At 39.1% G+C, this 12222-nt stretch carries 10 protein-coding genes; 4 read left to right on the forward strand and 6 right to left on the reverse strand.

Annotated features, from left to right (window positions below; all coding sequences use genetic code 11):
- Window positions 1-179: 179 nt before the first annotated feature.
- The gene (locus tag SUSAZ_08415; protein ID AHC51959.1) at window positions 180-1484 is read right to left on the reverse strand and encodes an ATPase AAA; all 1305 of its coding nucleotides are present in this window, start codon (window positions 1482-1484) and stop codon (window positions 180-182) included.
- A 377-nt stretch (window positions 1485-1861) separates the two neighbouring features.
- Between SUSAZ_08415 and SUSAZ_08420 the strand changes: the two genes are divergently transcribed.
- Together SUSAZ_08420 and SUSAZ_08425 are read left to right on the forward strand one after the other, a co-directional pair.
- Entirely contained in the window at window positions 1862-3442 is a 1581-nt protein-coding gene (locus SUSAZ_08420) for a 4-hydroxybenzoate--CoA ligase (protein AHC51960.1), read from the forward strand.
- A 254-nt stretch (window positions 3443-3696) separates the two neighbouring features.
- Window positions 3697-4485: a repressor gene (locus SUSAZ_08425; protein AHC51961.1), complete on the forward strand. Its 789-nt coding sequence runs from the start codon at window positions 3697-3699 to the stop codon at window positions 4483-4485.
- Between the two features lie 232 nt (window positions 4486-4717).
- On the opposite strand, the gene SUSAZ_08430 is transcribed toward SUSAZ_08425, so the two are convergent.
- Genes SUSAZ_08430 through SUSAZ_08440 form a run of 3 tightly spaced genes read right to left on the reverse strand, consistent with a single transcriptional unit; the run spans window position 4718 to window position 7800 of the window.
- A complete protein-coding gene (locus SUSAZ_08430; protein AHC51962.1) occupies window positions 4718-5071 on the reverse strand; it encodes a hypothetical protein in 354 nt (117 codons plus the stop codon).
- Between the two features lies 1 nt (window position 5072).
- Window positions 5073-7526: a penicillin acylase gene (locus SUSAZ_08435; protein AHC51963.1), complete on the reverse strand. Its 2454-nt coding sequence runs from the start codon at window positions 7524-7526 to the stop codon at window positions 5073-5075.
- A gap of 43 nt (window positions 7527-7569) precedes the next feature.
- On the reverse strand, window positions 7570-7800 hold the full coding sequence (locus tag SUSAZ_08440) for a hypothetical protein (protein AHC52566.1): 231 nt from the start codon (window positions 7798-7800) through the stop codon (window positions 7570-7572).
- A gap of 201 nt (window positions 7801-8001) precedes the next feature.
- On the opposite strand from SUSAZ_08440, the gene SUSAZ_08445 reads away from it, so the two are divergent.
- Window positions 8002-9675, forward strand: coding sequence for an acyl-CoA dehydrogenase (locus SUSAZ_08445; protein AHC51964.1), 1674 nt, complete (start codon window positions 8002-8004; stop codon window positions 9673-9675).
- Window positions 9668-11218: an AMP-dependent synthetase gene (locus SUSAZ_08450; protein ID AHC51965.1), complete on the forward strand. Its 1551-nt coding sequence runs from the start codon at window positions 9668-9670 to the stop codon at window positions 11216-11218. The genes SUSAZ_08445 and SUSAZ_08450 overlap by 8 nt, the downstream gene beginning before the upstream one ends.
- A gap of 34 nt (window positions 11219-11252) precedes the next feature.
- Here SUSAZ_08450 and SUSAZ_08455 read toward each other — a convergent pair whose 3' ends face one another.
- Complete coding sequence (locus SUSAZ_08455) at window positions 11253-11579, reverse strand: pyrrolidone-carboxylate peptidase (protein ID AHC51966.1); 327 nt, start codon at window positions 11577-11579, stop codon at window positions 11253-11255.
- Between the two features lie 138 nt (window positions 11580-11717).
- A complete protein-coding gene (locus tag SUSAZ_08460; protein AHC52567.1) occupies window positions 11718-11966 on the reverse strand; it encodes a hypothetical protein in 249 nt (82 codons plus the stop codon).
- Window positions 11967-12222: the final 256 nt, after the last annotated feature.

Raw genomic sequence — 12222 nt, forward strand, 5'->3', positions numbered from 1 at the left:
TTATTTTCACATTGTGCAAACCTTAGCTTCCAAAACAACTTCATTTCACACTTGAGAGACAACAAATGTCTATGTATTTTAAGTTAATTGAGGAGTCCGGTTTTATGGCTAACCAAGTCTTTAACTGTTCTCTTTCCTCTTTTTGTTGAAGCTCTCTAACGTTCATCACTATCGGAAGTTTAAAACATCTCGTAAAACACTCTTTCTGAAGATATCAGGTATAAAAAGATGGATATGGGCATTATTACCTTGTTGTCCCTCATCCCCATATCATCGAGACTTAATATATACCCCTCATTTAACCTTAAGTCGTTATAGTTTGCACTCCCATACTTCACCTCCACTCCCAGATTTCTTACCACAAAGTCAACTTCCTTACCGCTCTTTATGAAAGTATATCCAACTTCACCTCCGTATTCTCTAGCCAAATGTTCACCTACTATTCCCTCAACGACTCTGGGTATCTCATCCCTACTGATATCACCGATTCCTTTGGTATACATTTTCATAACCCTGTATATAAAGGGGTCAATGAAGTAAACCTTCTTGAAGGATTTATTGTTAAAATGTCCGTTCTCAATTTTCCTGAACACTCTGAAAGTGAATAAATTTTCACCCAGCTCAAGGTAGCTCTTAACCGTATTGTGTGAACCTATTGAGGTCTTTTTTGCTATTGTGTTTTCGGAGATTCTGCTACCAAGAGAGTCAACTATCTCCCCTATAACATCAATAAATATTCTCTCATCCCTGCCTAATTTCGCTAAATCGCTTAATGTCGCATCTTTATAGACACTATATAACTCTAATGGGTTATCGATTAAGTTTGTGGCTAAGAAGCCTCCTCTTTCAACGTATCTTAATAACGCAGTATTTAACTCCTGTAAGTATGGTAACAAGTCTTTAGCCTTCTCATAACTCTCCTTAAGGTTGAACAGGTTTATCCTGTCTACGCTAATCTTATTTCGGAAGAATATGTTGAAATAAGTCCTAAAGTTAAGTGGGTAAAAGACTAATTTCTTTAGTGGTCTTCCTGGTAGTGTCTCCTTCATTAAGTACATTGACGTAGATCCAGTAACGTAAACGATTGAGTCTCTAAAGTATCCAGCATTAAATAAGTGTAGAAGCCCAACATTCCAGTCCTTTACAAAGGTTATCTCGTCAAGGAAGATGTAACCATTGTTGGGATTAATTAAATTCCTGTACTCATGTATTAGCTCTATTAGGTCTTCCATGTCCCTCAGAGAATCACATGAGAAGAAAAGGGCTTTTTTAGGATTAGCCTCGCTCTCTAGAACCTCCATTATCGTATTCTTCAGAAAGGTCGTCTTGCCTACCTGTCTGGGACCCAGTAACAGAATGTTCCCTCGGACGGGAGGTATTCTATAAGGGGAATTAGCTACCTTTCTCACTGTTTCGTCCTCATAAATTTTGCTCTTATCACTCCACCAAGGGTTTTGAAAGACCATTCGTGATATGAGCGACACATTGTTAATATATTGACAAGTTTAATATAAACTTTGTTATTGATTGACAACTTTAAGGTAAAACTTGTCATAAGAGTGGCAAGTTTAGGAAATCCAATTAGGTTTATATAAACCATCTCACCAGCGATATTACTCCATAACGTTTGAAGAAAGGAGTTAATGATCTCCTCACAGACCAATAGTTCCTGTGTTGATTATTCAGATAAAAAATTCCTCTTCTACGATAATCTGTGAACCCATATATTAATTTTCAAAACTCCTCCTCCTGATTGCTGTCATTGTAACAGTAGTCTGATATGTACGACAATTTTACGTATAACAATTTTAGAATAAAATGCTTAAATACTGATTTATAAAAAATATATTTAGGAAATAGCATGAGCAGTAAGTATGGGGAAATTTTAAATGTAACAGAGGCTATTTTCTCTAGATGGAGTAACGAGTTAGAGAGACCTGCTATATACTACAAAGACGAGATATGGACCTATGGGAGGTTGATAGATGAAATAAATAGAGCAGGTAATGCACTGAAAAAGTTCTTAGATAGAGAACAGAGACTCCTCATGATTTCTTATGACTCGCCATACTTCATATCAGTATTTTATGGCGCAATGAAAATAGGAGCCTTCCCAATTCCAGTTAATACATTTACAATACCTGAGGATCACATATTCTACTTGGAGGACAGTAAGGCTAAAGTCCTAGTCGTAGAGCCTGAAATTTGGGACAGGTTAGCTAGTAAATTAATCGGTAAAGCAGAGGAGTTGAAGTATGTTGTGATATTGCCAGGAGGGCATAGGGAGCAGTTACATATTTCCCCTCACCCAGCTAAGGTTATGTTGTATGAGGATATAGTCCCCCACGAATCCACTGCCTTAGATCCAGCAAAGACGTCCCCAGACGAACCTGCATTTGGACTATACACTTCAGGGAGTACAGGGCATCCCAAGTGTGCTGTCCACCTCCATAAGGACATAATAGTTGTTTTGAACACGTACGTGAAGAACGTTCTGAAAATTAGTGAAAACGATAGGCTTTTTAGTGCGTCAAAGCTCTTCTTCGCATACGGGCTAGGAAACTCCTCGTACTTCGCCTTCGGAAATGGTGCATCAGTGGTCTTAATGCCTGAAAGAGTAGAACCAAAGAGAGTCCTTGATTATATTCAGACATATAGACCCACAATATTCTTCGCGGTTCCAACAATTTACAACTCTTTACTTAACGTAGAGGAGTGGAAAAAATATGATTTAAGCTCAATAAGGCTTTGTGCATCAGCGGGAGAGCCATTACCTGGAAAAATTTATGAAGAGTGGAAGAAGAGGTATGGTGTTGAGATTCTAGACGGAATAGGTTCAACAGAAGCTCTCCATATATACATATCAAACTTTCCTGGAGAATCTAGACCTAATTGCACCGGAAAAGTAGTCCCTGGCTATGAGGTTAAAATAGTTGACGAAAATGGTAACGAGGTTAAAGCTGGGGAAATAGGTGACTTATATGTAAAAGGTGACAGTGTAGCCATGTATTATTTACACAAGTATGAGGACACCAGAAAGAACATGCAAGGTTATTGGTTTAGATGTGGAGACAAATTTTACTTTGACGATAATGGATACTTATACTATGTTGGGAGGTCTGATGACATGATCAAAGCAGGGGGTATGTGGATTTCCCCAATTGAGGTGGAGTCAATTATACTTACCCATGAAGCAGTACTCGAAGCAGCAGTTGTGGGAATAAGGGATGAGGTGGGATTGACTAAAGTGGTTGCTTTTGTTATACCTAAGCAGGGATATGAGGCTAATGAAAAATTAGAGGAGGTAATAAAGGAGTATTTGAAAGGCAAACTTCCCTCGTATAAAATACCAAAACAGATTAGGTTCGTTAATGAATTACCTAAGACAGCTACAGGAAAGATTCAACGTTATAAGTTCAGAACCGGTGAAGTTAAATCTTAAGTATCATTGTCCAACCACTAGGAGATGTATATTCATATGTTATTACTGATTATTATGCCTAAAAATTTAAATTTTTACTTATCTTTGTGAAGAATGTGATATTATGAAGGTTTCAAATATTTCTAACGTATATATATTCACACATGATTTCACATTAGATTGTTCATTATATCGTTTTTCTAAATCAAATATAAAAAGTATGACATTTGAAGGAGAGATATCTAAATTAATTTCTGTTACATTAAGTGGGTAACATGAAGTTTCAAACGTTGTTCTTCACGATTTATGGGGACTACATTATAAACTACGGAAATAGCATAACTGTAAGGAGTTTGATAAAGATAATGAGAGAGTTCGGTTTCACAGAGGGGGCAATAAGGGCAGGTCTATTCCGTTTAAGACAAAAGGGACTGGTGGACATGATTGATAGGAGGAGGTGTAGTTTATCTGAAGCTGGGTTATATAGGTTACAGGAAGGTATGAAGCGAGTCTACGAGAGGAGGAACGGAGAGTGGGACGGAAAATGGAGAATAGTAGTTTACAATATACCTGAGTCAAATAGGAGTGTCAGAGATGAGATGAGAAAAACCTTAAAGTGGTTAGGCTTTGGATACTTGGCTCAATCGACATGGATATCACCAAACCCAGTTGAGGAAAGCCTAACCAAATTCATTAATGAATTAAAAGATAATAGAACCAATGTTGACATATTCTTCTTTATTTCGGACTTTGTTGGAAATCCCCTTGAGATGGTAAGGAAGTGTTGGGACCTAAAAGAGGTTGAGGAAAAATACAAGGAGTTTGTAAATCAATGGAACAAGGTTATGGAGAACATATCTTCTTTGAAACCAAACGAGGCATTCATAACCAGAATTAAATTAGTTCATGAATACAGGAAATTTTTACACATTGATCCCAACTTGCCAAAAGACTTACTACCGCCAAATTGGATAGGTTACGAGGCATATGAGCTATTTCAAAAACTGAGGAATAAGCTCTCTACTCTATCAGACCAGTTCTTTAAGTCAGTATATGAACCTTGAAGGACTACATCACGGATTTTTGTTATGAAGTCTTCTTCCTCTTCCACTATCATAAAGATTGGACAATAATTATCTCTCCCTTAAATTTGGGAGTGTGTAAAAACAAGAAGTTTTTAAGACCACTCAGTCACGTTAAAGTGTAGTCACTCACGCTATATTCTCTTTATGTAATCAGAAAACTACAGCTTTGCAATTGCAGATAAATTCAGATCTAAGTGCAAAAAAGATTCATTTACTTGTTAGACGTAGAGGTTTTTTTAATTATCAAATTCACAATTAACGCTGTTAGTAACGATATTATACCATAGATCAGTGGATAGAGTAATACCACTATAACCCCATTTAATCCTAGAATTCCGCCAACTTTATCTGCCAATTGAACGACGTTCCCTAGGGGGTATAAAAGGTAGAGGGAAAGTGAGGCTATGAATCCTACTAGGAACCCCGCGATAACTGAGTATTTTCTAGTCAGTAATCCCAAAGGAATACCAACTAATATGGCAGTAAATGGGTAAAGGACAAATAGTTCAAAGACGTAAGCTAATATAATGGATACAATTATGTAAATTATTGATCTAATCTTCATCTCAATCGCCCTCTAAAGTTATGTTAGCGATAGTAGTATAACCATAGCCGGAGTATGACACATACCTAAAGCTTAGCCAAAGTGGTAGTTGGTTTTGGCTGTACTCATTAAATATTCCCTCTGATGGTCCTCCTGGAAATATCCCGTAGAATAGAGAGGAGTTAATGGATGCGACAAATCTAAGTGAAGACCCTACAGTAACATATGGTAGTGGTACAGTTGGTACATATGGGGTTGAACCCACTGCCAAAGTGTGAGGATCTCCAAATATGGGTATTGGACCTATGGATAACTGACTTAACTGTAATGGATCATAGATCTCAAGAAAGTGCACTTTACCCCAGGTCCAGTCACTTACATTACTTCCTAACTTTTGTTGAAGTAGTGAGATAGCTTTAGCGAAGGCATTTTGAACAAGGTTATTGAAATTACCGTTAACCCATATGGATGTAGGATCATTTAAAGCAATATAGATAAGGTCAGGGACAACATAAGGTATACCGGAGATACCTATAATTCCTAGACCATACTTGTCAAGTATCTCAGCCATACTCATGTTTACCATTTCTGCTACTATATACGTATATATTGTGGGCGCAACCTCTCCCTGGTAGAATGTGTAGTTCCATGATTTGAGGTATTGTACTGCTTGTGCCTCAATTGTCGTATTCCCGTTACCTATGGCTTTAAGTAAAAGTGGTGTAAGTTGAGAAGCCCAATAATCCGTCACATTTGACTGTAATGACATCATATCGCTCACGTCTACAGACTTCTGGTATTTAAGATAATGATATATGTCCTCTGCCCTTCCTCCAGAACTCCAATAACCACCTATAAATGGATAAGGATAATTTATCCAGGCAGTTGGCTGATTTGGAGCGAAGGCATAACCTCTTGATGGGTCAAACACTTGGGGTAAGTACTTGAACGGAACATAACCTACTGGTTCAAACTTACTGGTGGTTCCATTTAGAGGTGTTCTTGCACCAATGACTAGGACAGTCTTTCCGTTGGGTAAGGTCTCGTTTATAAGGGGATAAGAGCCAGCCACAATGTAGCCCGCATGGTTTTTACTTATCATTGCTATGTTCTGCGGTGGTATTACCCAGTACTTAGCGGCATTTATTAAGTCATTAAAGGAAGTGGAGTTATCTAGCAGAAGTATTCCAATAACAGTAAGTATCGGTTCTTTCATAGCAGTCCAATACAGGCTTATCCCGTAATTTCCGTCCCTTGCAACTAATGGTCCGTTATTAGTGTAATAAACGGTATAGGTCTTTCCCATAAGTGTGTAGTTATACTCCTGCATCGGATACCATTTACCGTCAAAGTAATAGTAAGTCCCATTAACCCTTTCAACATAAGCATTAGACGAGCTCCCCTCGGGAGTTGTCAACCCCCATGCAGTGTAAGGTGTGTGCCCTATAAGTACTCCAGGGATTCCAACCAATGCCCAACCTGTAACATTAAACCCTCCTCCAACCAATTGTAAAGGTATCCACACCGAAGGGTAAAGTAGTGGTAAATGTGGATCATTGGCTAATATAGGTCCCTGTGATGAGAAGTTAGATGTAATTACCCATGAGTTGCTTGCTAGAATAGGCGCAGGGAAATCAACATAAGGGTCTGAGATGTTAAGTAGAGCATATTTCATTAAGGGCACTAGACTTATCAGTTGTTGTTTAGTTAAGCCTGTTGCCCATGATTGATACCAGTCCAAAGACCAGAGATATGACGGGGATATCCCCTGACTTGTAAGATTGTAACCGTTAACAGTCCCATCACCGGGCATCACTGTGAGATTACCATCAATGAAGTGTGGATAGTAGGGATTTATCTCGTTGACCTCTGAGAAGTTGAAATATGCGTAGAGAAGGGCAGATGCTAGCTCATCTGAAAACCCAGACGTTAAACTCCATGCCATGTACTCACCAAATGCCAATGAGTAAATAGGTGACCAGTTATACGGCTGAACCCCTAAAAACTTAAACTCAAGCGGTAGATCCCTGTAACTTAGAGAGCTTATGTAGTCATTTACACCTTCAGAGAAGGCTGTGAGGTAAGAGTAAACGGTAGGATAATTTTCCCTTATATACTTGGTGCTCATATTAGCGTTCTGAGGTATCCCAATCAAATGCATGGCAATGTCTGAGCTCAGTCCCTTACTACCTACCCATGAGCTCAGGTTTCCCATGGCAAGTAGACCGAAAAACTCCATCTGAAAGAGTCGCTGGCTCGCCTCATAATAACCCTCTGCTAGGAGAAGGTCATGAAGGTTATCAGCGTAAATGTGGGCAATACCATTGCTATCCACATATATATTAACGTTACCCTGAAGCCCTTTAATATGGGTTACGTAAGTTAATTCCTTAGTGTTTCCTGTTGTGACCCAGACTCCTAAATAAGGGTTTAAAATCGCTAGGGGTAGAGTGAACAGGGACACCAGTATCAACACAACTACTAAAATGCCTGCAAATACGTAATTCTTAATGCTAATTCTACCTCACCTCTTGAAATTGTCCAATATATGTTGAAGTTGTGATATAATTACGAAAGGTATTTACCACGTCCTTATTTCTTAGTTGTATAATCATTGCGGGAAATAATTTAGAATAGCACTCTGTTCCACATACTTTTCGTGTCAATTCCGAGATTGTTGCACCACTTTTTTCTTTTCCAAAGTCTCGGTTTCCTATGGACACACTCAGAAGAGGTCTGTTTTTCTTCATAATGATCTAATTTATAGGTATATTTAACTAATTAAATATCTTCAGCTAATAACTGACTTTTCACTTCTTGTGGACTAGATAAATTAGGATTAAAAATTTTAATTATCTTTACATAAGGAAACTTGAAGACAATCTTGAATTTGTAAAATAAATTTCAAATATAGGAAAATTTAATATTCAAAAAGTACATTATGTATAATGATGTCTGAGGACTCATGGAAAAACGTTTATTCATACCTCTCCAACTCTTACGGCAAAAACCACTTCACGGTTGATAAACCATTTCAACTTCTTTTGAAGTACTTTAGAGGAGCGGTTCCCGATCTGACACCTTTAGGTGAATTTGCTGGAGGGGAGTTGCTGGAAATTTCAGATTATATAGATAAAGGGGCTCACCCTAAACACGTCATGTGGAGTATAGATGGGCAAAGAGTTGATGAGGTTTGGATTTCACCTATGCAAAGGCTAGTTTTAGAGAGATTATTAAAAGAGTATCACGTTAATTCCTACCCATATAAGGGAGGGGATTGGTTCCAGCACTTTGCATCAATATACTTAATCTCAGATCCTGGAATAGCGTGTATCCTGACTGTAACAAATCAAACAGCTTATACCCTATACAAGTACGGAGACGCTTATCAAAGAACACTTGTAGACGGAATGATAGGTGAGAACGATAAGATACTCTTTGGCGCAACATGGTTTACAGAAGTTCAGGGAGGAAGTGACTTAGGCGCTAATCTGGTTGAGGCTTATAGGGAGGGAAATACTTGGAAATTAAACGGAATCACCAAATATTTCGCCAGTGATGCAGGGTTAGCTCATTACGCTTTAGTTACAGCCAGACCTAAGGGAGCTCTGTCAGGAGCAAAGGGGTTAGGTCTCTTTTTAGTCCCTAAATTTGATTCCTCAGGGAGAAGGAACTTTTTGATCAGGAGATTAAAGGAAAAAAGTGCTACCATCAGTGTTCCTACTGGAGAGGTAGAGTTTCATGATTCTGAAGCCCAACCTATAGGAGAGTTAAATCAGGGAATATACTACACAGTCGAGACCTTAACCGTGTCCAGAATAGCTAATGCATTTGGAGCTCTGGGATTAGCCAGGAAAGCGTATCTTGAGGCTTATTACTATGTACAGAGGAGAAAAGCATTTGGAAAACCCTTAATTGAACATCCATTAGTACGTAGAGACCTATTAGATATGGAAGTTTATATTGAGGGGACTATGGCACTTGCTCTGAAGTCAGTTAGTGAATTTCAGAAGTCGTGGATGTTGACTCCACCTTATAATGAAAATTACAATTACGCTAGGTTATTGACCCATATAGCCAAGAATATGACCGCTGACATGTCAGCTTACGTCACCAAAATGGCTATGGAGCTTCATGGCGGTATTGGATTTCTGAGGGAGTTTCCCATAGAACGACTTCATAGGGAGGCTCTAATTACACCCATATGGGAGGGACCAAGTAATATTCAAGCTCTAGACATGCTTGAGGCGTTGGTTAAAAAGAAAGCTCATCTGACACTCATAAAGGACATGGAGAATTTAGTAAACCAGTTGAAGGAGGACAGAGATCTTGGTGATCTAGCATTAAGGAGTATTAATGAGTCCCTTTCAGGGATTTTAAACATGCAGGTAGAAGATGCCCAGTATTATGCAAAAGACCTACTAAATACCCTAGGTAATGCAGTTGCAACTATTCTACTCCTTCACGCGGGAGAGAATTTAGGGTCCAGTAGATTAAGGACAGTTGGTAAACTCTACGCTATGCGGTCCTTGGAGGGAAAAGTGTACCCTATTAAGGATCTCAGAAGTGGAGAGGTAATATTCATGATAGACAAGGTAGAGTTGAAGGCTGAGACCAATGGGTAATTACTTCACTGTTTTTGAACTCTTGAAAAGAGCTAAAGATCTAACACCTAACGTGGAGATCGTGTATGGGAACGAGGTATATACATATAAGGAAGTTTATGAGAGGGTGGTGAAACTTACTAATTCTCTTCATAATCTTGGTATAAAGAAGGGGACAATCATAGGTGTTGCAGACTGGAACACCAACAGATTTGTGGAGTTACTCTATGCTTCAGCTCTGTTAGGCTGTGTAATTTACCCAGTTAACATTAGATTACCTCCTGAGCAAATAATCTGGACAATTAAATTCGCCAACGTGGAATGGCTGTTCATAAGCCGTGACTTCGAGGCATTATCTAAAGTGTTTGATTCATCTAAAGTTGTTTATCTAGATGGTAATAACGGTCAAATAAGTTATGAAGACCTCATTTCTAAGGGTGCCATGGAAAAGGTAAATTATGATGTTAAGGGAGGAGACCCTTACTCCATTCTGTTTACCTCTGGTACTACAGGTAAGCCAAAGGCTGTGATGTATACACACGAGAAGGTAATTCATGGCGCACTAAGTATAGTCCATCAGCTTGGTCTTTACAATTCTCCTGCAAAACTCTCCTCTCATGACGTCATAATGCCATTTATCCCATTCTATCATTTGTGGTCTTGGGGCTCTGGATTTATAGCCACTTACCTTGGAGCTAAATACGTCTTGACCGGTAAGTTTGACCCAAAGACAGCAGTACAATTAATCAAAAGGGAAAATGTTACGTGGATAAATGCAGTCCCCACTATGATACAGATGATATTATCTTCAGGAGAACAGTTACCTGGAGTTAAAGCACTTATAGGTGGACAGACTATTCCCTATAACATTGCTAAATCCATATCCGATGCAGGGTTAAAGTTCTCAACAATCTACGGAGGCACTGATATGTTGGCAATATCCATTTCAATTATACCAGGTAAGTTCCGAGTTAAGGATGATATAGATTATTTACGTACTACTACTCATCCAGTCCCCTTTGCTGAGGTAAAGGTTGTTAAACCAGATGGGACTGAGGCTAGTTACAACGAGATGGGTGAGTTATATGTTAGGGCTCCTTGGTTACCAGGTTCATACTACAATAATCCGGAAGAGACTCGGAGCGCCTATGACGAGAACGGTTGGTTCAAAACGGGTGATTTAGCGATAATAACTGAGGAAGGGGGTCTAAGGATAGTTGATAGGGTAAAGGACGTGATAAAGAGCGGTGGTGAGTGGATTCCCAGTAGTGTATTAGAGTCCATAATTTCGGAGATCCCCGCTGTCGAACAGGTCGCGGTATTAGGATTTCCAGACCAGAAATGGGGAGAAAGACCTGTGGCAGTAGTGAAACTGAAGCCAGGTCAAAGGACTGATCAAAAAGAGATTTTAGAATATCTTAGAGATGCAGTGAATAAGGGCAGGATAAATAAGTGGTGGCTACCTGATAAGATAGTGTTTATTGATAATATGCCATTGACTAGCACAGGAAAGATAAATAAACTCGCCTTAAGAAAGGAGGTGGAACACGTTAACGTGGGATAAGATATTTGTTAAATTCCTACTGTTAGCCTCAATTTCAACTTTTTAAGTAGAACTCTATGGCTAGATTAACAGCCTCTTTTATTTTATCCAAGCTCATAAACGGCATATCTCTTTTGGATTCTATTGCACACCTCTCATGGCACGGTATATGTATAAATCCTCCCTTTGTACCAATTCTTTTAGCCTCCCTGAGTATGAGGAACATGGTCATATTACAAATGTACGATCCAGCAGTGAGGCTTATCTCTGAGGGAACGTTCTTAGATTTCAAGTATTCAACCAATTCTTCAACAGGCAAATTAGAAAATATCCCGTCATGTTCATTCATGTCAATTCTCTGTCCCTTATATATGACTCCCATATTATCAGGTATCCTGGAGTACTTGTAATTTATAGCAATTTTCTCAGGAGTGATTTTAGTTCTTCCTGGTGCTAGTCCTATACCTAAAATTAGGTTTGGCTGGTAACGTCTTATACTCTAGCTGACCCACTCCCAGCCCTAAAGGGTTCCTTTAGAGCGGTTCACAGGTTTATGATTTACCGCCTTCACCCTCATCGTCTCATAACTAGTGAGTATCACCCACCCCACTCCACTCATCCAGCGGTAGACCAAAGGCTGGGTCTTCAGCCACTTTACCCCTATCCCTCTGGTGGAGGAACCCGTGGTGGAACCCTCATTCCACCCTCCTTGAGACTCAGGAATATTGTTTTTCAGCATGAGGACACTTAATTGAACTGGTATACCCATTTCCATGGGTTTCCTCACGCGTCATTTTAACCAAATTTAACATCTTAACGATACTATAAAAACCTCACCCCGCCTTAAAAGGCGAGGTTTGTCGATTCTTTGTCACTCTCCCATCACCATCTATATTTAGGTCTACGTCGTCAAAGATTATGCCATAAAAACTAAAAACCCTCAATTGGTCGTAGTTTACCAATCATTTCTAAAAAAGTGCATTATCCCCACACTCAGATATTAAAGACGAAATTTTCTACTAAGC

The organism is Sulfolobus acidocaldarius SUSAZ (genome assembly GCA_000508305.1).
Taxonomy (GTDB): Archaea; Thermoproteota; Thermoprotei_A; order Sulfolobales; family Sulfolobaceae; genus Sulfolobus; species Sulfolobus acidocaldarius_A.